A 25,538-nucleotide genomic window follows, 5' to 3' on the forward strand; every position below is an offset into this window, starting at 1 on the left:
CTATGTCGACCAAGCGTGCTCCGAACAATGAAGCGATTTTCACTATGGAGGCGGTGCAAGTCGTATCGTGGGCACCACCGTTCTTCAGAGAAGCGTCTTGCGGATTTGCTCGAGAGCGCGATCGCGCTCAGCGCCATAAGGCAGCAGTCCCTTGAGGCGTCCGTCGGCGCCGATCAGCAGAAGCGACATGGTGTGGCTCATGTGGTAGTCGCCGTCCTCGCTGGGCAGCTTGGCCGCATAAATCATCCAGCCCTCGATGACTTTCTGCATCTCGTCGGGTCTGCCAGTGATGCCCCTGATCCTGTCCGTGAATGCCGTGACATAGCCGTGCATCACTTCCGGCGTGTCACGTTCGGGATCGACAGAGAAGAAGTAAGTCTTGAGGCCAGATCCCTCCGGTCCAAGATCTTTTAGATATCCGGCAACCTCGAAGAGCGTGGTCGGGCACACTTCCGGGCAATTCGTGTACCCGAAATAAACGAGCGACGGGCTTCCCTTGAACAGGCCTTGGTCGACCTGTTCGCCCTTGTCATCGACAAGTGAGAATTTGACGTCAAACGGTCCTGGACGAGGACTGTTCATGGCAACCCAGACGATCACGCCGACAAGAACCGCTCCAAAGATCGTTCCGATAGACGCAAAGATGAGTACGAACGGGTTTCGCGGTGTCATTTTGCATGCCCCTCGTGCTCACCATGTGCCGGGGCGTCGCCGCCCTCGACCATGACTGTGCCCTCGAAGCTCGCAAAGAGCGTGACTGTCTCCGGCGCGATATGCTTCTCCGCCTCGGCAAGCTTAGCCACAATCGACGTTGCATGCTCGTCGGACAAGCCCATCGTCTTGAGGGCATGGGGATCCTTTAGGCTGTCGCCGCTGCAGAGGTGGATGCTCCAACCGTCACCCTTTTTCTTCAGGAGCGCACGGCCGCCGCGTGCGTCTTGCGTCCAGCCGGCAATCGCCCAATCGCCCTCGACGACGACGGGTGCGACGGAAAGGGTCTTGTCCGGCGTTTCGAAGATCGACTTGAGTTTGGCAGGGATATCGAGTTGCGGATCGCCCGTGACAGCCGATGCCTCACTGAGCGGCTTGTGATGCTCGTGCGCATTGGCATGCTCGTCGTCGCTCGCCGCGGCCGCTGAGCCTGCGGCGGGGCCGACCTTGAACTCGACCTCAACCGATCCGGCCTTTTCGAATGTCAGGGTGGCCTTGATCTCTTCTCCTTCCTTGAAGCCTTCACTGACCTTCATGAACATGACGTGGTAGCCGCCCGGCTTCAGTTCGACCGTCGAGTGCGCGGGCACGGCTATGCCGTCCTTCAGCTCGCGCATCACCATGATCCCACCGTCCATCTTCATCTCATGAAGCTGCACGGTACCCGCGCGCTCGGCGGTCGCGCTCACCAAACGGTCATCGGCGCCAGTGTTGGTGATGTTCAGGTAGCCGCCCCCGACTTTTGCACCCGGCAGCATCGCGCGGGAATGGAGGTGGTTGATCTCAATGGTTCCGACCTTGAAGCCTTCGGCGAGGGCCGAGCCCGGCAAAGCCAGGCTCACGGTGACGAGGAGGAGTGTGGCGATAAGCGTCTTCATGGATAGTCTCCAATTTCTACGAATTAGGGGTTAGCTCAAAACGCGCTTGACCGGCCGCACATGCCGAATGAACAGCAGGTCAAGAGCAAGGACGGTGACGAGAACGATACCGGTGAGCGGGAAGAGCAGGGACACGGCGATCATAATGACGGCGGCGGATTTCCAGACGCCGATCTTCTCCGGCACAGCGGGTGCGACCAGGCGTCTTGCGCCGGACGGCCGACGCTTCCACCACATCACGACACCGCTGACCGAAATGAATATGACGGAGAGACAAAAGGCTGTGTTGAGTGCGATATTCCAGACGCCCATGTCGCCTTCATGGAACGCGATGCCGACAGCCATCGCCTTGCCTGCCGCGCCGTAATCGGAAAAGCCGACATCGGCGAGGATTTTGCCGGTATAGCGGTCGATGTGAACGGTACGGTCGGACGTCGGGTCCGCGCTGTCATTGCTCATCGTGTCTCGCGCGAGCGTCCAGACACCGCTATCACCGCTCGGGAACGAGAGCTGGAAGCGGCCGTCAAAGCCTATCGTGCGGGCGAGAGCGACGACGCTGTCGAGATCGACCGACTGTCCGTCCGGGATGCCTGCATGACCTTCGTGCGAGCCGGAGGCCGGCATGGGCGTCTGTTCGAGCGCCCAGGCGACGGCCTTCACCCCGCCATGGTTCATGCTGGCGTGGGTTGCGTCCGAAAGCGGGACGTTGTCCCATTTCTCCGCCGGAAATGTGCTCCAGGCCTGCGTCATGCGCTCGCCCCAGATGCCGGCCCAGCTAACCGCCTTAATGCATGGCGCGGGCCGTTTTGGCGACGAGATGCGAGGCTTTTGCTGGCTGCGCGACACCGCAGGCAAGTTTTTCCAGTCGCCGGAGTTGATCCGTCGCGATGGAAGGCGGGGTTTGCAGGTTGAGGTCAGGGGTCGTTTTGGGGCGTCAGCGCCCCGTTGGCTATGTCACGAGCCGCGGGATGCGATCCAGGACGATGCGCAGGATGCGCTGATCCGGGCAGGATGTCGGCAGGTGCAGGCGGATCTGGGTTTTCATCTCGACCACGCGCGCGGCAATCTTGATGAGGCGCAGTCGCAGCGTGTCGAATTGGGCGACGGCAAAGCTGGATCGTTTCGGCATTGCGGCGCGCAGGCCCCACATCAACCAGTAGGCGCCAGCATGCAAGAACAGCCGGAACTGGTTGGCCGCCGCTCTCGTACAGGAGGTCCGGTCGGCGGCGAGATGCGTCTTCCATGACTTGATGTGGTTCTCGGCCGCTCCACGCCGGCAGTAGACGTCCTCGTAGAGCGCTTTGGCCTTGCCACCTGCAAGGTTGGTGACGATGAAGCGGGTGTCGGCGCCTTGGGCGCCAACCTCGACGCGGGCGATGATGCGCTCGACGCGGCTCCAGCTGGCGGCGCCATCAAAGAATTCCTTGAACCTGCGGACCTTGCCCGTCTTCGCCGACGCTTCGAACCGCGCCACCGTGCTGGTTTCCAGGTCTGCGACATGCTTGCGCAAGGTGGTGGTGGGCGCGAGACCGAAGATGAAGTCGACATGGTTGGCGCGGCACCAGTCAATGACCTGCGGGCTGCAGTAATGACTGTCGGCCCGGATCAGGATCCGGGTGTTCGGCCAATTGCTCCGGATCGCCTGCACCAGGCGGCGCAAGTGGGGACGGATTTCGACCCCGCTCGGCCGCTTTGCCGGTCGCAGAACCGCACCGACGAACCGTCCCGCGTCATCGAACACAACAATCGGCTGGAAGCCATATTCATCGTAATGGGCATTGAACAGCCGCAATTGCTGGCCGCCATGCACGGCGTCAAAGGTGTCGTCAATGTCGAGCACGATCCGCTTGGGAACTTGCCGGAAAGAGACGCAGTAAAGGTCGACCATCGCCCGGCCCATCGCCACCAGTTCCCGCACGCCGGGCAGGTTCTCCAGCCGGCAGATCGTCGATTGCGAGGCCAGGTTACGACCCGACGGCAGCGCGTCCTGGGCCATCTTGAAGACCGGATCGGAACGCAGACGGTTGGCATCGTTGCCATCCTCGTAGCCGGCAGCGATCATCTTCATGCGAAAGCCGATCATGTCGGCCAGGCTATGGATGGTCTGGTCCGGGCAGCGCGGATCGTCGATGCAGCGCGCCAGACGGTCAGCCACCCGCAGCCGCTTCTCGACTTCGGCAAGAGCGAGAACCCCACTGTTGGACGACAGCATGCCGCCATCAAAACGGGCGACAACGCACTTGCCGCGAACAGATGACAAACCGGGCAGCGCTAGCGTAGGATCATTCATGGCGGGTGCGGTCTCCCAGAAACGACGCGGATCGGCGTAAGCAACCAAATCCTACGTCATTTCAACGGCTTGAACCACATCCGCCAACCCCTCATGAATTATTCGGGCTAAGTCCCGACACAAGGAAAATCACGAGCACGATTGCGGCCCAGACACCGATTGTCTGATGAAGCGACTTCCACAGCTGTCGGCCGCGCCCCGACAGGTTGGGCACGAGCGAACGCGCCAAGCCGCGTCCGTCCCGCGGCCACCACAAAAACACGCCGGTCACGATCAGCACCACGCCGAAGCCGGCCGCGACTTCAATCAGCCGATCGCCGACCGTTTCAATCAGAAGCGTCCCATGGATGACGTTTGCGAGGTCATAGAGCGCATCCCGGCGATCCCATGACCCCAACGCGACGCCGGAATAGGGGTCGACAGCGACCATTGTCGACGTGTCGCCAGCGTTGATGCGGAACACCGCAGGCTGTTCGCCGGTTCTCGGCACGATATATTGCACGAGCGTTCCGCCCGGTACCGTCGCGGCTGCGGCGTCAGCCTGTACGGACACAGGGACCGCCTGACCGGAAGGGGTGACGGCAAAGATCTTCTCGCCGTCACGACCAACCAGAACCGACGACCAGAGCATGATCAAGCCGGTGACGGCGAGCATGATGAGAAACGGCGCGACATAGAGGCCGGCATAGAAGTGCCATCGCCAGGCGGCCACATAGAAGGACCGCGGTGAAGTTCCGTCCGCTCGGATTGGCGATGTGTCTGCTGTCATTGTCATGGATAGTTCCCCAGGGTTTTGGATCAGATCTGCGCGTGCCGGCCTGCTCGGCCAAGCGCGATCGCTTCCAAGGCGGCGCGATCGCGGATCGTGATGCGTTCGGGCTGGTCGAATGCGATCAGCTTGGAGCGCTTCAGCACCCCAAAACATCGGCTGACGGTTTCGAGCGTCAGTCCGAGCCAGTCGGCAAGATCGGCACGGGTGAGAAAGAGGGTGAACGTGGCTCGGCCGCCAGCCGTGTTTCTTCGTCTGCGGGTAAATTGTGCGGCTAGATCGAGTATGGCGCTTGCGACGCGTTCGACAGCGGTCTTGCGCCCGAGGAGCAAGGCATGCTCCTGTGCACGGCACAGCATCTGGCGTAGCGCGCCTTCGAGCGAAGATGGCTCGCGGAGGCTTTCGATCGTCTCGATCTGTGTCGAGGTTAGCGTGATCGCCTTGCACTGGCGCAGATCGAGAAGTTCGGCACTTACCTCCTTTCCTGGGCCGAGAATGTCGAGGATCAGTCGACGTCCGTCAGCGAGTTCCTGGAAGAGGGCGATGCAGCCGTCGACGATCCGCAAACCGCTCGGCCGCGTTGCGCCATGAAAGATGAACTGCGTGCGGGCCGCGATACGGGCAGGAGGCTTGCACCTCGGCCGTGTTGGAGAGTCGATGAGTATGACGGGTGCTGCGGCACCCACGATGGTCCTGTCGAACATGGAACATAATCCGGCAACGCACCGGAATGGATCCGTTCAGACGGATGACCCCGGCGCAGGCTGAGTTTGCCGCTGCAAGAGCAGCAGCGCTTCAGGCTGTCAGGCCGGACGGGGGGCCGCGCGGGGACGCGTTCGGGGGAAAGAGCTGACGGTAGAACGCTTCGACGCGCACCGGAACGATATGCTCGCCGGCGCGAAGGATACGCTCTCCAACGGCATCGGCAGGAGACGGCAGGAGGACAGAGGCTGAGAGCCGGCAGGCCTCGCAACCCTGTTTGCCGACGTGGTCCGTCTTCTTTGTCGATCCATCCTCGGAGGGAAGGCACAGAACCGGAAGAGTGCCATCAGGCAGTACGAACTCGGCGAGCTCGCTTGGCGAAAGGCCATGGCTGCCAATCGCCGGGGGCGTGTGAGCGAACCCGACAAGCAGCAAGGCAAGCGCGCAGAGTATGCGCACCCCAAACTGCTCAACTCGGTGAAAGCCCTCGACCATATGCCCCTCTGTGCCATCGGACACGGCGCGAACATAATCGGATTCTCCAACGCCCTCAATGCGGCAAGATGGCCTTGCCGCTATAAGTCATTAGTAACCCCTAAGCATGCGACGGTGAGGACGTGTCGCGTCCAGGCGTGCTTGCAGGTGGGCGTTGATTTATCTACCCTCCCTGTATTGGATTTGGAGATCGGTTAGGCCGGTGAAAACGCGTGCGCTTGGCATATTGACCGTCTTGTGCCTGTTCGCGGGCGATGCGTTCGCGCACCGCAACCGCGTGCCGCAGGATACGAGCGGTATCTCGATCCCCTTCGTCACGCATGGCGAAATGGCGATCCTGTCCGCCTATCGCACGCGGATTCTTGCGCTGGGTTCGCTCGGCTCCTACGACGATCGCGATCTCTACAAGCTCATGGTCTTTGCCAAGGCGCAGCACGCGCGCTGTCTCTGGACCCTCGTGCCTGGCACGCTGTCGGATGAGGCGAGCCCGTTCAACGAGTGCGGCCATGCCGATCTCGCGGGCACAAAGGCTGTCCTGCTTCGCGCACGGGAGGTGCCGCGCCTTGCCGCCCGTGCCACCCTTCTCATCTCGGAAATCGAACACGAGATGATTATGAGTGGCGCCACCCTCATCGGCTGCGCCTATAGCAATTCTTCCTTCAACACCGCGGAGATCGTCGGGCCGCACTGGCGCTCGGTACCTGAACACTGGCCGTCGTTCGTATCCCTCTCATCTTTGACGGTGGGGCTTGGCGGGTTGGGGATGGTAGGGGCGTTTGGCCTTCGCCGACAAGCGAAACAAATTGAAAAGACCGCAGCCGCGCCATCTCGATGATCACTATTGGCGGTGATGCGACAATTCGGCGGTGAATGGGCTCTGTTCAGTGTGTCAGCGCATTGCTAAGACATAATGCGAGAGGTCTGAATGACGAAGCGGCGAAGACATGGCAGGTTTGGATTGGTGGCAGTAGCCGTCGCCATCGTCATGGCGTTGCAGATCCTTCTCGGCACTTTCGCGATGGCGGCGAATGCCGCGACACCGATGGTCGATGCGTTCGGCAACATGCTGTGCATCAACAGCGCGGAAGGTGACGATTCCGGCTCCACGCCGAACAAGGATCGTCCATTACTCCCGGAATGCTGCACACTGGCTTGCGGGCTAGTCCATTCCTTCGTTCCGGCGGATACGTCTGTCGCGGTCCTGTTCAACCCGCTTTCCGAACCGCTTCAGCGGCCCGTCATCAGGTTTGCGGAACCTTTCCATTCTGTACTCGATAGCCTTCCCGGCAATCCTCGGGCGCCTCCCTTCGCCTGATGGGCGACCGTTCCTTACGACGAGCATGATGATGAAGACCTATCGCGAGTTTACTCGCGATCACGGTGCCTCTGCGTGAACGCAAGATAACGGCGATCGGATGTCCTGCGCCGCCATTATGTTCATCATCTCCTCGATGCCGTCTGGAAAGACCGAACTCCGCTATCTCCACCCGTTTCTAAAACCCGCCGGCGGGATGACCGGCAATTCAGGAGAATACCTATGCTGAAGCATACCCTCGTTACCATTGCAGCCCTTGCGGTCGGCACCTCGGCCGCCCTTGCCCATGTCTCCCTGCAGCTCAAGGAAGCCCCTGTCGGGTCGACCTACCGTGCCATCCTTCAGGTGCCGCACGGCTGCGAAGGCAAGCCGACCAATGTCCTTCGCGTGCAGATTCCGGAAGGCGTCATCGCGGTCAAGCCGCAGCCGAAGGCCGGCTGGACCCTGGAAAAGGTCAAGGGCGCCTACGCCAAGTCCTACGACTATTACGGCACGCCGACGAGCGAAGGCGTTAAGGAGATCGTCTGGAGCGGCGGCAACCTCGGTGATGACGAATACGATGAATTCGTGCTGCGCGTTTATCTGACGAAAGATCTGAAGGCAGGCGAAACGCTCTATTTTCCGGTCGTGCAGGAATGCCCGGACGGCGCTGCCGAGCGTTGGATCGAAATCCCGGCCGCAGGCCAGTCTGAAGACGATCTGGAGCTGCCGGCTCCAGGCGTCAAGCTGCTCGAAGCCGTGAGCGGCCACTGATAACTTCGGCTGGCGCTCTCGGGGCGCCAGCCAATCTACCCAGTCCGGAGAATGTGCATGCGAAACCACCGCCTCGGTCGGCTTGGCCTTCTGGCTTTGATCACAGGTCTCACCTGGTCCTGTCTGACAATGGCTGCGCTGGCGCATGCATCGCTGACATCAGCAACGCCGTCGGATGGCACGGTGGTTGCGACACCTCCGACGATGTTTTCGCTGTCCTTCAGCGAGCCCGTCTCGCCGCTCGTCCTGAAGCTCGTGCGTCCCGATGGCGCCACGACAAACCTTGAACGCTTCGCTCTTCGCGACAAGACGCTTGAGATCACGCCGCCCGATGATCTCGTGGACGGCACCTATGTCATGACATGGCGGGTTGTTTCGGAGGACGGCCATCCGGTCGGCGGTTCCAGCATCTTCTCCATAGGAGCATCGAGTGCGTCAAAGCCGAGAGCGACGGAGAGCGTCGACTGGTTCGTGCGCGCGGCCTTATGGATCTCGAAGATTGGTCTATACGCCGGGCTGTTCCTCGGCATTGGCGGCACCTTCGCACTTCGTTGGCTCATACCACCGACGGGCGGTGTGAAACGCTTGACGTCCGCGCTGATCGCGATCGGCGTGATCGCGACCCTGGCATCAGCAGGCTTGCAGGGTCTTGACTCGCTTGACCTTCCACTTTCCGAATTGGTCACGTCGGCGGCTTGGATGGCAGGATTCGAGACGAGTTTTGGCCGCACCGTCATTCTCCTGATCGGCGCTTTCTTCTTGTCGGTAGTGGCGCTGTGGGTCCAGGGTTCGGCCATGGGCCGAGCCGTCGCGTCAATTGCGCTGATCGCAGGCGCCGCCGCGTTGGCGCTGAGCGGCCATGCTAGTGCAGCCGCGCCTCAGTTGTTGATGCGGCCTGCCGTGTTCCTGCATTCATTGACAATCGCCATCTGGGCCGGCGCCCTTCTCCCGCTGATCCATGCCTTGCGGCATGATGCTGAAACCGGGCGGGCGGCGCTCGCGAGATTTGCTCGGTTGATTCCGGTCGCCGTCGGCATCCTTATCATTGCAGGCATTGCGCTCGCAATCGTTCAGGTCGAGAGACCGGCAGCCTTGCTCGACACCGCCTACGGAAACGTTCTGCTCGCCAAGCTGGGCCTCATACTGGTGCTGTTCCTGGTGGTCTCGTTCAATCGGTGGGCACTGACCAAACCCGCACAGGCTGGAGAGGGGAAAGCAAGGCACAGGCTTGCGCGCGTCGTTTTCGTGGAAACCATTCTGGTCTTGGCAATTCTGGCGGTTGCGGCCACTTGGCGGTTTACACCGCCGCCGCGGGCGCTCGCCGTCGTCGCCGCTCAGCCGGTGTCGGTTCACATTCACTCCGACAAGGCCATTGCAGAGGTAACCATAACGCCCGGCCGTGCCGGCCCCGTTGAGGTTTCCGCTTTGGTCATGGCGCCGGACTTTTCGGCGATGGTGCCGAAAGAGGTGGTGTTTGTATTCTCCAATTCTCAGGCTGGCGTCGAGCCGATGCGGCGCAAAGCCACCCTCAAAGATGGAACTTGGCGGAGCGAAGGCGTGGTCCTTCCGTTATCGGGGGAATGGCAGCTGAGGATAGATGTGCTTGTTAGCGACTTCGAGATAGTCAAATTACAGGTCGTAATTGAAATCGCTCGGTAACTACTCGGATTTGGCTGGGGCCAAAGGTACGCTTCCGTTTCAAGAGCCCCAAAGAAACCTCGAGTATGTAGTCCACGCTGACCGACAAACTCGACATGCGATAACCGCATTAAGCGAAAACCCGCCTCGGTCTGCGCACCGCTATGAACAGCAGGCAGGCAGCGCAAGTGCCGTGGCTCGCCAGGCGCCTGGATAGACGAGGATCTCGATCACCAGCATCATTGCCAGAAGCGCAGCGCGGACAATCGGCTGGCAAGGCCGAGCATCAGCAGGATCGGGGGAAATGCTCGCCGAAGGCCGCGAGACGGGCGGCAAGTCAAGACTGGACGAACGGTATCAACGCATGCCAGCGCTTATGACATAGGTCTTTACCATGTAGTCGAGTTCTTCTTCCGTCAGGTCCGTGTCAAAGTGCTGCCAACTGGAGGAAACCAATGACCATCATCCCAGTAAAATTCACGGTGAAGCATTCTGTTTTGGTCGAGGGACACAAAGTCGATGACGGAATCTACGTGGGGCAGAGGATTTCGGACACTGAGATTGAGCGACAGCACCGCCGGAAGCATTCCTTTTTTCTGCATTTAGTCGAACCGGTCCCTGGGAGGACGTCAAAGGCCGTAGAGCGGTTCGACCTCGACGTTACTGCCCTCGTGTTCACTGGGGCGATCACAGTGAGTTAGGGGAGTGGTTCATCGATAAGGCGTCGTCATCGAAGATTGAGGTTTGAGGGTGCCCCCCATAGGCTCGTGGCGCCATCTTGTCGTGTTTTTTACTGGCGCTGCTGAGACTGATCTTGAAACCGAAAACCTAGGAAAATACATCCTCGGTCGGTGCTCGATCCCGACACCACCCTTGTTGATCACCAACGTTTTCAGTGAGGTAGAGATGAACTCGAAGGTATTTGATAGGCCCGTATATCTGAGGGAACGCAGAGAACTGATCCGAGAGATAACGTGCCTGGAAGACGCCATAGATTTTCTGGAAGAATGGCCTGAAAGAGATCGTGATATCGTTCACGACGCGGCATTGAAGACCTGCTACATGGCCTTCGACGGTCACAAACCGGTAAAAACTGGGCGCAATGCCATTCGCTCTTTTGGAGAGAAGAAGGGCATTCTGGTGAAATCTCCCGGCGTCATGCCGTGGATGATCCGGTCGCGCTCCGGTGGTGGACGCCTGTCCGCATAGGAGCCCCTGGAGACTGGAGAGGCTGCCGATGCGGCCTCTCTTGCAAATAGCCCGCGTCGTGCCGCCGCCGCGAGTCGCGAGCGTTGCAGGATAGCCGGCGCACCGGTCGCGAAGACGGCTGATGATGCCTAGGGTCCGGACTCACTAGAGCCACCAGATGACGGCTGCGGCGAGAGCGACGGCACCCATGAAGTTTTTGATGTTGCGATCGAAGCGGGTGGCGAGGCGACGCCAGTCCTTGAGACGGCAGAACATACGCTCGATGACGTTGCGCTGCTTGTAAACGGCGCGGTCGTACTCGTACTGGACCTTGCGATTTCGACGTGGCGGGATCACAGCCTCGGTACCGCGCTCGTCGAGCCACTCGCGCAGAGCCTGGCTGTCATAGCCCTTGTCCGCGACGAGCTGCGCGGTGGGCGGCAGGGCTTCGATACACAGCCTCGCCACCTTGCAGTCATGGACGTTGCCGGGCGTCAGGAGCAGGACGTGAGGGCGACCTTTCGCGTCGCAGACGGCATGGAGCTTGGTGTTCCGTCCGCCTTTCGTGCGGCCGATACCATGAGCCATGGCCCCCCTTTTCCGCCGCCTGCGCAGCGGTGGACCTTGATGCAGCTACTATCGATGAACAATCTGTCCGGCGCATCCTCGGCTCCGGCGAGTGCGCTGAAGATGCCTTCCCAGATGCCGCGCTCGGACCAGCGAACGAAGCGATTGTAGAGCGTCTTCTTCGGTCCATAGACGTCGGCGCAGTCCGCCCAGCGTCCACCGCATCGCAGCGCGTGGACGATTCCGCTCAACACGCGACGATCGTCCACGCGCGGCTTGCCCCGCACATCCGTTGGCAGGAGCGGTTCGATCCGTTCCCACTGCGCATCGGAAAACCAAAAGAAATCAGACATCTCACCGCCCTTTCGTCGCGGCAATGAATCATGCCCCAGCGCTCAAGGAAAGCTAATTATTGGGTCCGGACCCTAGCTTGTAGAGCTTCAGCCCGTAATCGGCGCGGTTCACGTCTTACTTGATCCGCGCATCTGGCGACTTTCTCGTCGAGAAGATGGGCCTCTGTCATGCCGCGCTTCTCATGCAAATTTCATCGAACTGACACGGAACCACCTGCACACAATCTGCATTCATAGTCCCGATTTGACAGGGAAATACGAAATGCTTTCTGTAACTTGGGATCGCGATCTCGCCATTGTACTGCCAGGCATGCGCCGTGCCATGGAGATCAAAGACGTTCGAAACGCCATGTTCGTCCTGGCGGAAAAAGGGCCGGTGACCTATGGCCGAGCTTTCCAGCGCGCGCTTGTCTTTTGCGCTCGCGCTATTGAAGGAGAATGCTCTCTATCGCGTGCTCGACTGGCATTCCTTGCCGCAGCTCGCGAGGCAAATGTGGCCGTTGTCGCGTAAGCCTGACATGCCGCCTCGCAGTTTGCGACGCGCGGTGGCACTGGAACGCCGAGGCGTGAATCTTTGGGCGCACTTCGGCAGCGGATTCATTCTTGAAGACGACAGGAGGCCGGCGGTGATACAATTTCAGCCGCGTCACGGCGCGGACGCCGGCTGGTGTGAAGATGAGCGGGCGATAGAAATCTCGACGGGATCCCCATAGATCGCCTGGCCGTGCACGCAGTGAGCCATGAAAGTCCGTGCTCTTTGTACGTGACCACCACGTCGCACGTAGCTCCGGCCCTTTAGTGCTGAGTACATCTCCTTAAATGAATAGATTATCTGGCTGCGCCCGCCCGGGCCTTGTAGGTCGATGTCCGCGTTCTATCCATAGGCGAAGTCCTTTCGACGAAAGAGCCGACCGGCGCGCCCTCGAATGGATTAGGGCCGCCATATGGGGCAACCTCCCGCGCCGGTTCGCCTCTTCTAGCTTGCTTCGGCCAATACGGCACGTAGGCTATCAATCGTGAATGGCTTCGAAAGCTGATCGGCATCGACAATACCAGAAGCCGCTTTCGCGCTATCATCGCCACTGGCGAACACGATCCGTACATTCGGCCAGCGCTCCCGGACCCGTTGAGCGAGGTCAATCCCGGAAATACCGGGCAAACCCACGTCTGTCAGCAATACATCAATGCTTTGGGTTTCCACCAAGCCCAGTGCGACTTCAGCGGATTTGGCTTCGTGGACGGTATGGCCCAGTTCCTCCACCATATCGATCGTTGACATAAGGATGAGCGGTTCATCCTCAACGACGAGAACACGAAGCGCCGTATGTCGTTGAACCTGGGACTTCAACACAGACGGTCGCTCTTCACGCTCGAGGCGTTCCACTGCGATCTTGTGTTGCTGCGCGTTGCTCAAGACATGACGGACTTTGCGCGCGAGCGCGTCGCGGGTGTAAGGCTTGGATAGCAATTCAACGCCAGCATCCAACCTGCCACCATGGACGATCGAGTTTTCCGTGTATCCCGACGTATAAAGCACTGCCATATCGGGCAATAGTGCCTTGGCCCTTCTGGCGAGCTCCGTGCTGCGCATCGGGCCTGGCATCACGACGTCAGTAAACAACAGGTCGATGGGGATGCCGCTGTTCACGATGGCGAATGCCGACTGCGCGTCGTGGGCTTTGAGAACGCGGTATCCAAGATCAGTTAGCAGCGCCACCGAAATCTCCCGAACCGCGTCGTCGTCCTCCACAACGAGAACGGTCTCCGTGCCGCCCTTTGCCGGTATCGCATTTGCATCCGCCAGACTGTCCTCGGTCTGCATCGTGCGCGGCATATAGAGCTTCATTGTCGTGCCATGGCCAACTTCGCTGTATATCTTCAGATGGCCGCCGGACTGCTTCAGGAATCCATAGACCATGGACAATCCAAGTCCGCTTCCTTTCCCTTCCGTCTTCGTGCTGAAAAACGGTTCAAGGATATGCTCGATAATATCAGGCGATATGCCCGCTCCGGTGTCGGTGACCGCGACAAGAACGTACTGCCCGGGACGCACGTCCTCGTGTAGCCGCGCATAGTCGTCGTCGAGAATGGAATTCGCAGTCTCAATGGTGAGGCGCCCGCGGCCTTCCATCGCGTCCCTCGCATTGATCGCCAGGTTCAGGATCGCATTCTCCAGCTGACCGGGGTCGATCAAGGTATTCCAAAGGCCACCGGAGACGATGGTCTCAAGCTCTATTTCTTCACCCAATGCCCGCCGTAGCATGTCGTCCATGTTCTGGATAAGCTTGCGAACGTTGACGACCTTGGGTTCGAGCGGCTGACGGCGACCGAATGCCAACAGCTGCGATGCCAGCTTTGCCCCGCGGGCGACTCCCGCCAACGCGTTCTCAAGACGTTGCTCGGCTCGCAGGTTCCCGGAAATGTCGTTGGCTAGAAGTTGCAGGTTACCGCTTACGACCTGCAGAAGATTGTTGAAGTCATGGGCAACGCCGCCGGTGAGATTGCCCAGCGCCTCCATCTTTTGCGCCTGCCTTAATGCGACCTGAGCGGTTTCGCGCTCGAGGGTTTCCTTCTCCAGATCGAGGAGAGCGCTTCTCAGCTCGTGGGTGCGCTGCTCCACCCTCTGCTCAAGTGTGTGGTTGAGGCTCTGGAGCTGATCTTCCGCGCGCTTCTGGTGTGTGACATCGAAACCGTCCACGAAAATACCGGTGACGGCTCCATTCGCATCGAAAATCGGCTGGTAAATGACGTTGATGAACCGCTCATCCAGTCTATCTTCGCCTTCGCGTTGCAGCGATACCGGCAGGTTTCGGCCGATGTAAGGTTCTCCTGACTGGAAAACGCCATCGAGCAACTCGAAGAACCCTTGCCCGTTTACCTCCGGAAGTGCATCACGAACGCTCAGACCAACGATCTGGCGATGGCCAACCAGCTGCAGGTAGGCGTCGTTGGCTAGTTCAAATACATGGTCGGGCCCGCTCAATATGCACATAAAGCTCGGGGCTTGTTGAAAAAGGGCGCGCATGCGGTCGCGTTCCGCTGTGCGCAACTCGATTTCCGAGGAGAGCTGGCGGTTGAGTTGCTCAAGGGCGTCTGCCGCTCTTTCCCGCAATTCAGCGGCCTCGGCCAATGCGGCGGCTCGCCGCCTTTCTGTTTCGAATGCCTCGGCACTCGCCAGACGGGAGGTGATTTGGCCGGCAATCAGCTTCAGAAAATCGAGGTAGTCCTCGGTAACGGCTCGGTGAGGATTGAGCCCACTGATCAATATCCCTTTCGGCCTGTCTCCGCCCTGACCGGCGAGGGAAATTACCGCGGCTTGAGTTGGGCTTCTCGGCCATGGGCCGGATGGAACATCATTGGCCGTCGACAGGTCTATCAGAGCGACGTCCTGTTCCGACCAAGCGGGTTCAATATTCCACAAATCGGCACCACGGCGAATCTCTTCAGGCATGAGAGCGAAATCATCCGGCGCGCCGCAGATCCATTGACGCCTCGCATTTCTCTCGTCGTCAAATGTATAAAGGGCGCTAAATGGGAGGTCCTGAAGGTTCTCCCCGAGGGCTTCGCGTGAAACCTTGAACACGTCGTGTTTCGTGTCCGCCGCAGCGAGCCCGGAAGCAAGAGCCCGCATCGTCGCCATGCGGCGTTCACCGATGACCCGCTCGGTCTCCTCGGTGACCGCACAAAAAACACCTTCGACCTTACCGCCATCGCCGATAAGCGGGCTATATGAGAAGGTATGATAGGTCTCTTCGGGGTAGCCACTACGCTCGAGAAGAAGGAGGAGCGCTCTGTCCCATGTCGCCTGACCGGTGTGGTAGACGGTTTCCAGACGCTCTTTGATATCGTCCCAGATTTCGGCCCATAGTACTTTCGTTGGGACGGCAAGTGCATTGGGGTGCTTGTTGCCCAGTGTAGGGCGATAAGCGTCATTATAAAAGAAGGCGATGTCCGGCCCCCAGCCGAGCCACATCTCGAATTTCGATGTCAGCAAGAGCCGGACTGCAACCTTCAGTGCCTCAGGCCAAGTGTGCGGCAAGCCAAGAGATGTGCCCGCCCAATCGTGCTGGCGCATCATATGCGCCATCTCACCGTTGCCGACGAAAATATCCTGGTATCGAGCCGCAGCGTGTGGGGTCATGACATTTCCATTCGAGATCGTAGGCCTCAATTAGGCCATTGATAACGCTTTTCCAGCCCGGTAGTTCTGAAGCGAGGTCAGTTTTTGCATTGGGTGAAAGAGTTTGAGAAATGAGCCAAGCAAAGTCTCAGCCTGAATGGAGTGCAGACGAACTCAGGCGGGCGATCAAGTCGGCTGGGGTGGCCCTTTGGACCTGGATCATCCATGACGACACATTTGTGATGGATGCCAAGGCATACGAGCTATGGGACATTCCCTATGAGACCGAACTCACGTTCGAACATCTTTCTGCAAAGGTGCATCCAGCCGACAGAGATCGTGTCAGAGCGGCATTCGTCGCTACCCGTTCCATCGACGGACCATTTGAGATCGATTTCCGCATTCTGACCACCACGTCGGACGTTCGATGGGTTTCCGCGCGAGGCCAGGGTAACGAGGGGAATGCTGCGACCAACAAAATGACGGGCATCTTCCTTGATGTCACAGGACGAAAGCAGGCCGAGGAAGGTCACGAGCTGCTCGCCGGGGAGATGAGCCATCGCGTCAAGAACCTGCTCGCCCTAGCCGCGGGTCTCACCAAAATCACGTCGCGCTCGACCGATACCAAGGAGGAGATGGCCAAGCAGTTGACGCAAAGGCTGACGGCTCTTGGCCGCGCCCATGAACTTGTACGCCCCCTCCCGGATAGCCAGGGGAGCGCGGCCTTGCTTGGCGACCTATTTACAGTCCTGCTGGCGCCTTATGATGACGTGGGCGCCTTCGCCGGCCGCATTCGCGTAGCGGTCCCTCGCATGGGATTGGGCGAAAAGGCTGCGACCAGCCTTGCGCTGGTCATTCATGAATTGGCGACGAATTCGCTGAAATACGGTGCGCTCTCCAACGATACGGGATTACTCGACATTTCCGGGGCTTCGCTCGATGGCGATATCGAGATCGTATGGAGTGAGCATGGTGGCGAGAGTGCTCACCTGCCGAGATCGCCGGAAGGGTATGGCAGTAAGCTGTTGCATAGAACAATCTCGGGGCAATTGGGCGGCACGATCGACTTCAACTGGGTCGAGGGCGGCGTCGTTGTGACGCTTCGGATGAAGGAGAGCCTCCTTTCTTCCTGAAGGGGCAGTCCACCGATCGTTTCACTTTGATCGTGAAACCGTTCGTCTCGCTTCGACCCAGTATCGGACCGCGGCGCCATCATAAAACGATCCAGATTGACCCCTCGTGAGACCAGGACGAACGTTCAGGCTGCCACCGCAACCGCGAAGGAAAGAACACTCTATAGGTGCATTTAGGGGTTTTGAAAACTAAGCGTTGACGAGTGGCCCGAGACCCCATATAGACGGGTCATCGATCTTTTGCTTGCCGAGCTTTGTCTACCGCGCGATTGGCACCGCGCTCTAAGCGAACTTCTCTTTCAAAAATAGTCGGTTTTCGTCTGCGTGGCATCCGCTCCGCAGTTCTTCACTCTATGCTTGAAAGGGTTCACAATGACCACTGGCACAGTTAAATGGTTCAATTCCACCAAAGGCTTCGGCTTCATTCAGCCTGACGATGGCGGCGCTGACGCTTTCGTTCACATCTCGGCTGTCGAGCGCGCTGGAATGCGCGATCTCGTCGAAGGCCAGAAGATCGGCTTCGACCTCGAGCGCGACAAGAAGTCGGGTAAGATGTCGGCCTGCAATCTGCAGGCTGCCTAAGGATGGCTGCTTCCCTTTGACCACGGATGTACTGGCACTGCCGGAAGCAATTATCACTTTTAGGCCAGGCGCCATGCCTGGCCTTTTTCGTTCTGGCCTCAAGCCACATCAGGTCATTCAGTGAAAGAGACATATAGTAAATCTTGCCAGCAGGCCGAGACCGCCTTCGGCAATCTCCAGACGGAGTTCTTCGCCAAGAACAATGCGGCGGAAGAGCTCGAATCCGAAGCTCAAGCACGCGACGCCAAGACAGTCAGGCTGCGCGAAGCGCGCCTCGCCAAGGAGCAAGCAGACCGGATGTCTGCAACATCGGCGCTTCTTGCCAAACGATCCAAGGCCAGTTGATCATCCCAAACGCTAAATCAGGATAATGATTTGAGACCCGCCAAAAATAACGACCTCACCGACCGACGCTCCGCTGCTGCAGACGCCAAGGCCGCTCTTCTCACAGCCTACCGGGCCGCAAAGACGGCGGCAGAGCCGGTTCAAGCCGCCCGACAGGCGGAGCGCATCTCACTTGTTGAAGCCCGCGAAGCGCGCCGTGCGGAACGGGAACGACTGAAAATCGAGGAGCGCACCCGCCTCGAAACTCTTGCCACGCAAAAGCAGGCAGCCATCGAGGCAGCCGCCGCAGCCGAGATTGAGGCGCGACAGTCCGCTGAAAACGCTCGGATATCGCGTGTCCTTGAAGATGAGGCCGCTCGCAAGGCCGAACGCGACCGACGTTACGCCGCCCGGAAGGCCCGGCAGGCTTAACGTCCAAGCGCCCGCTTTCCAATGGAGGCGGCCGTGGAATAGATCAAGGCGTGATATACAGTCGCGCTCGAACTTACTCATTCCTTGGGAGCCTTTGATGGCACCGAACACGAACGAACTGCAGGCCATCAATACGGCCTGGCAGATAGCGATCCAGGAAATCCTGCGCATGGTCATCCGTGACATGTACCATGGTGCGGGTGAAGCAGCCTTCAGCGCCCATATAAAGCGGATCGAAGAAGCGGCCGTCGACAGCATCCAGACCGACTTGAGGCTTCGCGGAACCAGCGAGTGGACCGAAATGCTGGTCAAGGAACGGGCAAGCAATTTCGTGACGACGCTGCTGACCTCCTTTACCTACGATCGTGCCTGAACACGATAGACGGTCATCCGAACCGCCGGTCTTTATACGCTACCGTACCTGAACTTTTCTTGTGGTCTGCGAGGCTGCTATGTAAGGCTCCTGCCTAAATCACTCCAACGCCGCGATAAGCCAAGCGGTCGGCATGGATGAACACAGCACAGAACGCCTCGCGCCATCGTAGAGTTCTCCTTCGACGCAATCATCGGTAATATCTTTCAGGCACAATCGTACGCTGGAAGAAGGCCGCCGAACGCATGTTCGGCTACTGGGAAGCCGAGGTGGTCGCATCCACGCTATCGCCCGAATTCTATCTTGAGTGAACAGACAGCGTAAAAATGCCGGGACTGGTCCGCCCTTGTGCAGGACGGACCAGCGGTGTGTCGCTTAGAAATCCATGCCTGCGCTACCGGGGAGGGCAGGAGCGGTTTCCTTTTTGGGCTTCTCGGCGATCATCGCTTCCGTCGTTACGAGCAGGCCTGCTACGGACGCGGCATCCTGAAGCGCGGTGCGGACGACCTTCGCCGGATCGATCACCCCCTGAGCATATAGGTCGCCGTACTCACCGGTTTGCGCATTCCAGCCGAACGAAAGATCGGCCTTCTCGCGCAGCTTGCCGACGATGACGGAGCCTTCCGCACCGGCATTTTCGGCGATCTGCCGAACGGGCGCCTCAATGGCCCGGCGGATGATATCGATACCGACCCGCTGGTCCTGATTGGCCGCCTGGATGGTGTCGAGCGCCTTCACCGCCCGCAACAGCGCAACGCCGCCGCCGGGTAGGATGCCTTCCTCGACAGCCGCGCGGGTTGCATGCAGTGCGTCGTCTACACGATCCTTCTTTTCCTTCACCTCGACCTCCGTGGAGCCGCCGACGCGGATAACGGCGACGCCGCCCGCCAGCTTCGCGAGGCGCTCCTGCAGCTTCTCACGGTCGTAGTCCGAGGTCGTTTCTTCAATTTGCGCGCGGATCTGGGCGACACGTCCGTCGATCTCCGCCTTCGAGCCGACACCATCGATGATGGTGGTATTCTCCTTCTCGATGGCGACCTTCTTGGCGCGACCAAGCATATTCAAGGTGACGTTTTCCAGTTTGATGCCCAGGTCTTCCGACACAACAGTCCCGCCGGTCAGAATGGCGATGTCCTCGAGCATTGCCTTGCGGCGATCACCAAATCCCGGTGCCTTCACGGCTGCGATCTTTAGACCGCCGCGGAGCTTGTTGACGACGAGCGTCGCGAGCGCTTCACCTTCCACATCCTCCGCGATGATCAACAGCGGTTTTCCCGACTGGACGACCGCTTCCAGGACTGGAAGCATTGCCTGAAGGTTCGACAGCTTCTTCTCATGAATGAGAATGTAGGGTTCTTCGAGTTCGACACGCATTTTGTCCTGATTGGTCACAAAATACGGGCTGAGATAGCCGCGATCGAACTGCATGCCTTCGACCACTTCGAGTTCGGTGTCCGCGGTCTTTGCCTCCTCGACCGTAATGACGCCCTCATTGCCGACCTTTTCCATGGCTTGCGCGAGATAACGGCCAATTTCCTCATCGCCGTTCGCGGAAATGGTTCCGACCTGCGCGATCTCCGAGTTGCTTGTGATCTTGCGCGCATTCTTCTTGAGATCTTTCACCACGGCATCGACGGCGAGATCGATGCCGCGTTTCAGGTCCATGGGGTTCATACCGGAAGCAACCGCCTTGGCGCCTTCCTTGACGATGGCCTGGGCGAGCACAGTTGCGGTCGTCGTGCCATCGCCAGCGAGATCATTGGTTTTCGAGGCGACCTCGCGCAGCATCTGCGCGCCCATGTTCTCGAACTTGTCCTCAAGCTCGATTTCCTTGGCGACCGACACCCCATCCTTGGTGATGCGCGGCGCGCCGTAGGACTTGTCGATCACGACATTGCGCCCCTTGGGGCCAAGGGTCACTTTCACAGCATTTGCTAGCACATCGACCCCACGCAGCATGCGTTCACGGGCGTCGGTGCTGAACTTGACGTCTTTGGCAGCCATTTCTTTAACTCCTCAATAGGCAGCTTGTGACTGGTTGGATGGGTGGGACCGCTCAGGCGGCTTTCTTCTGTTCGGCTCGGCCCTTGAGGATGCCCATGACATCGCTTTCCTTCATGATCAGCAGATCCTCGCCGGCGATCTTGATCTCCGTGCCAGACCACTTGCCGAAGAGGATGCGGTCACCGACTTTGACGTCGAGCGGCTGAACCTGCCCGGCGTCGTTGCGCGCGCCCGGGCCGACGGCGATCACCTCGCCCTCTTGCGGCTTTTCCTTGGCAGTGTCGGGAATGATGATCCCGCCCTTGGTCTTTTCATCAGATTCAACCCTGCGAACGAGAATGCGATCGTGAAGCGGTCGGAACGACATGTTTTCCTCCAATGGACAAACAGTGATGACGATGTTCACCCGGAGCCGGACCGGATGACCGGTCCGGGCGGGTACAGGACCTCTCATGAGCGCCCTGCGCGCAAAAATCTGGATTGTCGATTTTCTCATTTCAAGAGGCTGGCCGAAAAAAATCAGCACTCGTCGGAAGTGGCTGCTAAAATACTGTAATGCTACGATAAAATCGAATTTGAACAATGAAATTTGTTGATGATCGTGAATGATGGCGGCATCATTCCGGGGTCGAACAACGGAGATGAAAGCATGCGGTTTGCATCAGATCTCGAGCGCCAGCTCCAAGGCTACGTGTAGCGGCTTGCCAACATAAGCGCCTCTGCTCGCAAACATCGGCATTTTCTGCTCGAATTATCTGACAATGGAGCGGGCGTCGTGCTCACGCTCTTTGCCAATGTGCTCGCAAACATCCGGGTCTGCTTGCAAACATCCGCCACGTGCTCAGATTAATTGCCAGCGACGGCATGGTCAAACCGGGACGCCTGCCTGTCGTAGTTGCTCGGTCAGCTGACGGGAATATTCGGGATCAAGGGTGCCCGCCAGGAAGGCGCGGATATACGGACATGCGCTGTGGCTTTCCCTCCTTGGCGCTTCGGGTGCAGGAGGTTCTGCAGCATGATCCGTTGTCAGGGCATCTCTTCGTCTTCAGGGGCCGCAGATCGGATATTTTGAAGATCATCTGGCATGATGGTCTGGGCGCCTGCCTTTTTACCCGGCGGCTGGAGAAGGGCCGGTTTATCTGGCCGAATATGGGATAGCATCCGTCAAGGTGGTGTAGAATTGGGACCGGGCCGTCATGATCAGGCGGCTCTGGGTGAAATTTCTCCATCGCAGCTACGCGAGGAGGTAGAGCTGAGTTTAAGTGCTGTCATTGAAGTTTCACGAGCCTGATAAACGGACGTCATATGTCGCCCATAGTGATGCAAATATTCAATCGATGCACCACTAACGATCAGGATTATTGTGATGCTGGCTCTGAACGGAGTTGCCGTGACCTATGCCAACGGCACCCAAGCTTTGAAGACAACGACATTGACGTTCAACCAGGGTCAGTTCGTCGTGCTCCTCGGTAGATCCGGCGCAGGCAAATCTACCCTCATCCGGACACTCAACGGCTTGGTTGCGCCGACGTCTGGTTCGATCACTTCTAACGATATTGGTGCTCTGGATGCGGAAACTAAGCTTCGCATTCACCGAAGGCGAACTGGGATGATATTCCAGCAGCACCAACTCATAGGGCGCTTGAGCGCGCTCGACAACGTCATGACGGGCCGCCTGGGCTACCACTCTGGCTGGCGTACGTTGTTCCCTATGCCGCGTTCGGATCGAAGGCTGGGGTTGGAATGCCTTGAACGCGTAGGCCTTCTTGATAAGGCTCTCGTCAGGGCGGATCAACTATCCGGCGGTCAGCAGCAACGGGTGGGCATTGCGCGCGCGCTGGTCCAGAAGCCCCAACTGGTCCTTGCAGATGAGCCCGTTGCAAGTCTGGACCCTGAAACGGCTGTCGAGGTCCTGTCGCAGCTTCGCGAAATATGCACAGCCGACGGCATCACTGCTGTGATCAGCCTTCATCAGATCGATCTAGCTCGCCGGTTCGGCGACCGGGTCATTGCTATGCGCGACGGGGAAGTGGTTGCGGACGCCGCTGTCGACGAACTGACCGATCAAATGTGTGCGTCGATCTACCGCAGCGCCCCAAGAAATCCGACCACAACACAAGATTTGTCCAACTACGAGTATGATCAACCTTTAGCTGCCATGGAGGCCGCATTATGAAGAAGCTTCTGTCCCTCGCATTCCTCGCCGTTCTTGGCTGGAGTTCGTTGGCGCATGCTGGCTCAAATCCAGAGACATTGCGCGTCGCGTTGCTACCGGACGAGAACGCCGCCACTGTCATCAAAAACAATCGTCCTCTCGAGGAGTATCTTGAGAAGACACTCGGTCGGGAGATTGAACTGATCGTAACGACCGACTACTCGTCAATGATCGAAGCGATGCGTTTCGGCCGGCTTGAGTTGGCTTATTTCGGGCCGCTCTCTTACACGCTCGCGAAAACCAAGGCTGATATCGAGCCTTTCGCAGCAGTTATGAAGGATGGCGAAACTACCTATCGCGCTGTAGTTGTCGCCAATGCAGAGGCTGGCATCGAAAGCCTTGAAGATGCAAAAGGGAAAAAGGTCGCGTTTGGGGACGTGGCTTCCACCTCAAGCCACCTTATCCCGAAATCTATGCTGCTTAAGGCCGGAGTTGAGGCTGGAAAAGACTATAGCGAGAACTTCGTAGGGTCGCATGATGCCGTGGCTATTGCAGTGCAGAATGGCAATGCTCAGATTGGCGGACTTTCGTTGCCCATCTACAATTCAATGGTCGCTCGTGGCACCATTGATCCTAAGAAAGTTATCGCCCTCGCCGAGTCCGATCCGTTCCCGCAGTACCCCTGGACCATGCGGTCGGATCTTGACACTTCGTTGAAAGAGGCGATCACCAAAGCCTTCATCGACCTTAAAGACGAAAAGGTATTGGCATCCTTCAAAGCCGATGGGTTCGCTCCGATCGATGACAAAGCCTACGACGTCGTCCGTGAGCTCGGTAAAGTGCTGAACTTGGACCTGAGTCAGTAAGGCGCGTTCGAGACAGTTTCTCACCTTTCGACGCAGGCGCTGGCCTGCGTCCTTTCTTCCAGGATATGTGATGACACAGCCGTCGGCCGACTACGACTCTATCCTTCAACATCAAAACAAAGCTTGGACCAGAGCTGGCGTGATCGCGTTGGCAATTGCGTGTGTGATCATTGTTAGCAGTTATCACTCCGGTCTTCTTGATCTGGAGCGTCTGGGATCTGGGTTTCCTGCGCTCTGGCAGCTCGGTACGGAAATGTTTCCCCCGGATTTCAACCGAGGCTTGGAGTGGATCAGCCCTCTCATCGACACTCTGGCGATGAGTATAGCTGGGACTGCGATCGCGGTACTGATATCACTTCCAGTTGGCTTTTTCGCCTCAGGGAAAACAGCACCCAACGCTGTCATCTATATGATCTCGCGTGGATTGTTGAATGGTCTACGGTCGATCCCGGAGCTGATTATGGGCATCGTCTTCGTGGCGGCAGTGGGATTTGGAGCGCTCCCAGGCGTGCTGGCTCTTGGTCTTCACTCGGTTGGCATGGTGGGCAAGTTCTTTGCGGAGGCGATCGAGCATTGCGATAATGCGCCTATAGAAGCCGCACGCGCAGCTGGTGCGTCGCCGTTCCAGATCGTGACGCGGGCGATCTTGCCACAAGTTCTACCGCAATTGGCCGATGTGACCATCTATCGGTGGGAGTACAACTTCCGCGCCTCGACAATCCTGGGCACTGTGGGAGCTGGTGGTATCGGTTTCGAGTTGATGACATCCCTCCGGATCATGAATTATCAGGAGGTTCTTGCGATCATGCTCGTTGTCCTTCTGATGGTCACCATCGTTGACCAGGTCGGCGCTCTCCTCCGCCGCCAGCTGCAATAGAAGGATAAATTAAATGCTCCCAAAGGTAGTAATCACCCATCGCGTCCACGAGGAGATTATCTCAAAGCTATCTCCCCACGCTCGTTTAGTTTGCAACGATACTGATGATACATGGCCCCGCGAGAAACTGCTCGCAGAATTGAGCGACGCCAAGGCGATGATGGCGTTCATGCCGGACATGATCGACGCGTCTGTACTCGCGCACGCTCCCGATCTTCAACTTGTGGCATGTGCGCTGAAAGGCTTCGATAACTTCGACATCGAAGCCTGCACGCAGCGTGGAGTCCACGTCACGATAGTGTCCGATCTTCTCACTGACCCGACAGCCGAACTTACAATCGGTCTGATGATTGCTCTTGGGCGGCACATTCTGCCAGGCGACAAGAGCGTCAGGAGGGATTACAAAGGTTGGCGCCCTCGGTTTTACGGCCTTGGGCTGCAGGGCACAGCAATCGGCATTTTAGGGATGGGAGCGATCGGAAAAGCTATAGCACAGCGCCTAAGTACCTTCGGCGCCATTGTGTCGTACTGGGATCGTCAATCCCTGGACAAAGCCGATGAGATCAGACTGAACGTAAAGCCTCTTGAATTTGACCAGTTGATCTCGTCGTCTACCTTTCTTGTGTGTGCACTCCCGCTTTCGGCCGAAACGAAGCATCTCCTCGGCGCTGAACAACTCGCCAAAATGCCCAAAGGAGCACTTCTTATTAATCCTGCACGCGGAAGCGTGGTTGATGAAGAGGCTGTTGTCGCTGCATTGCAGGCGGGGCGCTTGGGAGGCTACGCCGCTGATGTTTATGAGATGGAGGACTGGGCCAGACCCGACCGGCCTGACAAGGTCCACGGGGGTCTCCTCAATCGCGAACATGATTCGATCTTGACACCCCACATAGGCTCAGCAGTGGCGAAGTCGCGTTTGGCTATCGAGCACGAGGCTGCTGACAACATTATAGATTTTGTCCAAGGCCGAAGACCTCGTGCGGCAATTAACGAGGTTCAACTAATTCCTTGAT

Annotated in this window: 26 protein-coding genes; 16 read left to right on the forward strand and 10 right to left on the reverse strand. The window is 58.5% G+C overall.

Annotated features, from left to right (window positions below; translation table 11 throughout):
- Positions 1 to 84 precede the first annotated feature (84 nt).
- The 6 genes from K0P03_RS20515 to K0P03_RS20540 all read right to left on the reverse strand — a co-directional run bounded on the left by K0P03_RS20515 (position 85) and on the right by K0P03_RS20540 (position 5,352).
- Complete coding sequence (locus K0P03_RS20515) at positions 85 to 672, reverse strand: SCO family protein (RefSeq protein ID WP_130520365.1); 588 nt, start codon at positions 670 to 672, stop codon at positions 85 to 87.
- The gene (locus tag K0P03_RS20520; RefSeq protein ID WP_130520364.1) at positions 669 to 1,589 is read right to left on the reverse strand and encodes a copper uptake system-associated protein; all 921 of its coding nucleotides are present in this window, start codon (positions 1,587 to 1,589) and stop codon (positions 669 to 671) included. The genes K0P03_RS20515 and K0P03_RS20520 overlap by 4 nt, the downstream gene beginning before the upstream one ends.
- Before the next feature lie 30 nt (positions 1,590 to 1,619).
- Positions 1,620 to 2,435 (reverse strand): PepSY-associated TM helix domain-containing protein, encoded by an 816-nt coding sequence (locus K0P03_RS20525; RefSeq protein ID WP_336314296.1) that lies wholly within the window; start codon positions 2,433 to 2,435, stop codon positions 1,620 to 1,622.
- Between the two features lie 103 nt (positions 2,436 to 2,538).
- Positions 2,539 to 3,879, reverse strand: a complete 1,341-nt coding sequence (locus K0P03_RS20530; protein ID WP_050746896.1) for an IS1380 family transposase — start codon at positions 3,877 to 3,879, stop codon at positions 2,539 to 2,541.
- Positions 3,880 to 3,970: 91 nt separating this feature from the next.
- The gene (locus tag K0P03_RS20535; protein ID WP_272790532.1) at positions 3,971 to 4,591 is read right to left on the reverse strand and encodes a PepSY-associated TM helix domain-containing protein; all 621 of its coding nucleotides are present in this window, start codon (positions 4,589 to 4,591) and stop codon (positions 3,971 to 3,973) included.
- An 86-nt stretch (positions 4,592 to 4,677) separates the two neighbouring features.
- Complete coding sequence (locus K0P03_RS20540; RefSeq protein WP_130520360.1) at positions 4,678 to 5,352, reverse strand: helix-turn-helix domain-containing protein; 675 nt, start codon at positions 5,350 to 5,352, stop codon at positions 4,678 to 4,680.
- 695 nt (positions 5,353 to 6,047) lie between these two features.
- On the opposite strand from K0P03_RS20540, the gene K0P03_RS20545 reads away from it, so the two are divergent.
- From K0P03_RS20545 to K0P03_RS20565, 5 genes are all read left to right on the forward strand, one after another.
- A complete protein-coding gene (locus K0P03_RS20545) occupies positions 6,048 to 6,680 on the forward strand; it encodes a hypothetical protein (RefSeq protein ID WP_130520354.1) in 633 nt (210 codons plus the stop codon).
- Positions 6,681 to 6,770: 90 nt separating this feature from the next.
- Positions 6,771 to 7,160: a DUF2946 family protein gene (locus tag K0P03_RS20550; RefSeq protein ID WP_130520352.1), complete on the forward strand. Its 390-nt coding sequence runs from the start codon at positions 6,771 to 6,773 to the stop codon at positions 7,158 to 7,160.
- Between the two features lie 222 nt (positions 7,161 to 7,382).
- Positions 7,383 to 7,913 (forward strand): YcnI family copper-binding membrane protein, encoded by a 531-nt coding sequence (locus K0P03_RS20555; RefSeq protein WP_130520350.1) that lies wholly within the window; start codon positions 7,383 to 7,385, stop codon positions 7,911 to 7,913.
- Between the two features lie 57 nt (positions 7,914 to 7,970).
- Entirely contained in the window at positions 7,971 to 9,572 is a 1,602-nt protein-coding gene (locus K0P03_RS20560) for a copper resistance CopC/CopD family protein (RefSeq protein WP_272790533.1), read from the forward strand.
- A gap of 885 nt (positions 9,573 to 10,457) precedes the next feature.
- The gene (locus K0P03_RS20565; RefSeq protein WP_130520345.1) at positions 10,458 to 10,760 is read left to right on the forward strand and encodes a DUF982 domain-containing protein; all 303 of its coding nucleotides are present in this window, start codon (positions 10,458 to 10,460) and stop codon (positions 10,758 to 10,760) included.
- Positions 10,761 to 10,904: 144 nt separating this feature from the next.
- Here K0P03_RS20565 and K0P03_RS20570 read toward each other — a convergent pair.
- Positions 10,905 to 11,659, reverse strand: a protein-coding gene (locus tag K0P03_RS20570; protein WP_443020527.1) for an IS5 family transposase whose coding sequence is annotated in 2 segments (ribosomal slippage) — positions 10,905 to 11,315 and positions 11,318 to 11,659 — 753 coding nt in all. Because the reading frame shifts where the segments join, the coding sequence is not laid out codon by codon here.
- Between the two features lie 262 nt (positions 11,660 to 11,921).
- Here K0P03_RS20570 and K0P03_RS20575 point away from each other — a divergent pair.
- A complete protein-coding gene (locus K0P03_RS20575) occupies positions 11,922 to 12,170 on the forward strand; it encodes a DUF982 domain-containing protein (RefSeq protein WP_130520343.1) in 249 nt (82 codons plus the stop codon).
- A 465-nt stretch (positions 12,171 to 12,635) separates the two neighbouring features.
- Here K0P03_RS20575 and K0P03_RS20580 read toward each other — a convergent pair whose 3' ends face one another.
- Positions 12,636 to 15,746 (reverse strand): response regulator, encoded by a 3,111-nt coding sequence (locus tag K0P03_RS20580; RefSeq protein WP_130520421.1) that lies wholly within the window; start codon positions 15,744 to 15,746, stop codon positions 12,636 to 12,638.
- A 164-nt stretch (positions 15,747 to 15,910) separates the two neighbouring features.
- On the opposite strand from K0P03_RS20580, the gene K0P03_RS20585 reads away from it, so the two are divergent.
- The 5 genes from K0P03_RS20585 to K0P03_RS20605 all read left to right on the forward strand — a co-directional run bounded on the left by K0P03_RS20585 (position 15,911) and on the right by K0P03_RS20605 (position 18,623).
- Entirely contained in the window at positions 15,911 to 16,912 is a 1,002-nt protein-coding gene (locus K0P03_RS20585; RefSeq protein WP_130520342.1) for a sensor histidine kinase, read from the forward strand.
- Positions 16,913 to 17,284: 372 nt separating this feature from the next.
- Complete coding sequence (locus K0P03_RS20590; RefSeq protein ID WP_130520340.1) at positions 17,285 to 17,494, forward strand: cold-shock protein; 210 nt, start codon at positions 17,285 to 17,287, stop codon at positions 17,492 to 17,494.
- 120 nt (positions 17,495 to 17,614) lie between these two features.
- On the forward strand, positions 17,615 to 17,839 hold the full coding sequence (locus tag K0P03_RS20595; protein WP_130520338.1) for a hypothetical protein: 225 nt from the start codon (positions 17,615 to 17,617) through the stop codon (positions 17,837 to 17,839).
- Between the two features lie 30 nt (positions 17,840 to 17,869).
- Positions 17,870 to 18,250 carry a DUF6481 family protein gene (locus tag K0P03_RS20600; protein WP_130520336.1) on the forward strand — a complete coding sequence of 127 codons (381 nt, stop codon included), beginning with the start codon at positions 17,870 to 17,872 and terminating at the stop codon, positions 18,248 to 18,250.
- 97 nt (positions 18,251 to 18,347) lie between these two features.
- A complete protein-coding gene (locus K0P03_RS20605; RefSeq protein WP_130520334.1) occupies positions 18,348 to 18,623 on the forward strand; it encodes a hypothetical protein in 276 nt (91 codons plus the stop codon).
- Positions 18,624 to 18,998: 375 nt separating this feature from the next.
- On the opposite strand, the gene groL is transcribed toward K0P03_RS20605, so the two are convergent.
- On the reverse strand, positions 18,999 to 20,627 hold the full coding sequence (gene groL / locus K0P03_RS20610; RefSeq protein WP_130520332.1) for a chaperonin GroEL: 1,629 nt from the start codon (positions 20,625 to 20,627) through the stop codon (positions 18,999 to 19,001).
- Between the two features lie 52 nt (positions 20,628 to 20,679).
- The gene (locus K0P03_RS20615; RefSeq protein WP_130520419.1) at positions 20,680 to 20,994 is read right to left on the reverse strand and encodes a co-chaperone GroES; all 315 of its coding nucleotides are present in this window, start codon (positions 20,992 to 20,994) and stop codon (positions 20,680 to 20,682) included.
- Between the two features lie 596 nt (positions 20,995 to 21,590).
- Between K0P03_RS20615 and tnpB the strand changes: the two genes are divergently transcribed.
- The 5 genes from tnpB (at position 21,591) to K0P03_RS20640 (ending at position 25,537) form a co-directional block, all read left to right on the forward strand.
- Positions 21,591 to 21,785, forward strand: coding sequence for an IS66 family insertion sequence element accessory protein TnpB (gene tnpB / locus K0P03_RS20620; RefSeq protein ID WP_006473174.1), 195 nt, complete (start codon positions 21,591 to 21,593; stop codon positions 21,783 to 21,785).
- Positions 21,786 to 21,993: 208 nt separating this feature from the next.
- Complete coding sequence (phnC, locus tag K0P03_RS20625; RefSeq protein WP_006473175.1) at positions 21,994 to 22,803, forward strand: phosphonate ABC transporter ATP-binding protein; 810 nt, start codon at positions 21,994 to 21,996, stop codon at positions 22,801 to 22,803.
- Positions 22,800 to 23,648 carry a phosphate/phosphite/phosphonate ABC transporter substrate-binding protein gene (gene phnD, locus K0P03_RS20630; protein ID WP_046802286.1) on the forward strand — a complete coding sequence of 283 codons (849 nt, stop codon included), beginning with the start codon at positions 22,800 to 22,802 and terminating at the stop codon, positions 23,646 to 23,648. The genes phnC and phnD overlap by 4 nt, the downstream gene beginning before the upstream one ends.
- A gap of 70 nt (positions 23,649 to 23,718) precedes the next feature.
- Positions 23,719 to 24,525 (forward strand): phosphonate ABC transporter, permease protein PhnE, encoded by an 807-nt coding sequence (phnE, locus tag K0P03_RS20635; protein ID WP_006473411.1) that lies wholly within the window; start codon positions 23,719 to 23,721, stop codon positions 24,523 to 24,525.
- A gap of 13 nt (positions 24,526 to 24,538) precedes the next feature.
- A complete protein-coding gene (locus K0P03_RS20640) occupies positions 24,539 to 25,537 on the forward strand; it encodes a phosphonate dehydrogenase (protein WP_003501101.1) in 999 nt (332 codons plus the stop codon).
- Position 25,538 lies beyond the last annotated feature (1 nt).

Source organism: Shinella sp. HY16, assembly GCF_028534175.1.
GTDB lineage: Bacteria > Pseudomonadota > Alphaproteobacteria > Rhizobiales > Rhizobiaceae > Shinella.

What these genes read in the sequence shown, in the direction of transcription:
- K0P03_RS20555 (WP_130520350.1), top strand. Translation starts at nt 7,383, where the DNA reads ATGCTGAAGCATACCCTCGTTACCATTGCAGCCCTTGCGGTCGGCACC.
- tnpB (WP_006473174.1), top strand. Translation starts at nt 21,591, where the DNA reads ATGCGCTGTGGCTTTCCCTCCTTGGCGCTTCGGGTGCAGGAGGTTCTG.
- K0P03_RS20575 (WP_130520343.1), top strand. Translation starts at nt 11,922, where the DNA reads ATGCTTTCTGTAACTTGGGATCGCGATCTCGCCATTGTACTGCCAGGC.
- groL (WP_130520332.1), bottom strand. Translation starts at nt 20,627, where the DNA reads ATGGCTGCCAAAGACGTCAAGTTCAGCACCGACGCCCGTGAACGCATG.
- phnD (WP_046802286.1), top strand. Translation starts at nt 22,800, where the DNA reads ATGAAGAAGCTTCTGTCCCTCGCATTCCTCGCCGTTCTTGGCTGGAGT.
- K0P03_RS20540 (WP_130520360.1), bottom strand. Translation starts at nt 5,352, where the DNA reads ATGTTCGACAGGACCATCGTGGGTGCCGCAGCACCCGTCATACTCATC.
- K0P03_RS20615 (WP_130520419.1), bottom strand. Translation starts at nt 20,994, where the DNA reads ATGTCGTTCCGACCGCTTCACGATCGCATTCTCGTTCGCAGGGTTGAA.
- K0P03_RS20580 (WP_130520421.1), bottom strand. Translation starts at nt 15,746, where the DNA reads ATGGCGCATATGATGCGCCAGCACGATTGGGCGGGCACATCTCTTGGC.
- K0P03_RS20640 (WP_003501101.1), top strand. Translation starts at nt 24,539, where the DNA reads ATGCTCCCAAAGGTAGTAATCACCCATCGCGTCCACGAGGAGATTATC.
- K0P03_RS20605 (WP_130520334.1), top strand. Translation starts at nt 18,348, where the DNA reads ATGGCACCGAACACGAACGAACTGCAGGCCATCAATACGGCCTGGCAG.
- phnE (WP_006473411.1), top strand. Translation starts at nt 23,719, where the DNA reads ATGACACAGCCGTCGGCCGACTACGACTCTATCCTTCAACATCAAAAC.
- K0P03_RS20530 (WP_050746896.1), bottom strand. Translation starts at nt 3,879, where the DNA reads ATGAATGATCCTACGCTAGCGCTGCCCGGTTTGTCATCTGTTCGCGGC.
- phnC (WP_006473175.1), top strand. Translation starts at nt 21,994, where the DNA reads ATGCTGGCTCTGAACGGAGTTGCCGTGACCTATGCCAACGGCACCCAA.
- K0P03_RS20590 (WP_130520340.1), top strand. Translation starts at nt 17,285, where the DNA reads ATGACCACTGGCACAGTTAAATGGTTCAATTCCACCAAAGGCTTCGGC.
- K0P03_RS20585 (WP_130520342.1), top strand. Translation starts at nt 15,911, where the DNA reads ATGAGCCAAGCAAAGTCTCAGCCTGAATGGAGTGCAGACGAACTCAGG.
- K0P03_RS20520 (WP_130520364.1), bottom strand. Translation starts at nt 1,589, where the DNA reads ATGAAGACGCTTATCGCCACACTCCTCCTCGTCACCGTGAGCCTGGCT.
- K0P03_RS20565 (WP_130520345.1), top strand. Translation starts at nt 10,458, where the DNA reads ATGAACTCGAAGGTATTTGATAGGCCCGTATATCTGAGGGAACGCAGA.
- K0P03_RS20515 (WP_130520365.1), bottom strand. Translation starts at nt 672, where the DNA reads ATGACACCGCGAAACCCGTTCGTACTCATCTTTGCGTCTATCGGAACG.
- K0P03_RS20550 (WP_130520352.1), top strand. Translation starts at nt 6,771, where the DNA reads ATGACGAAGCGGCGAAGACATGGCAGGTTTGGATTGGTGGCAGTAGCC.
- K0P03_RS20560 (WP_272790533.1), top strand. Translation starts at nt 7,971, where the DNA reads ATGCGAAACCACCGCCTCGGTCGGCTTGGCCTTCTGGCTTTGATCACA.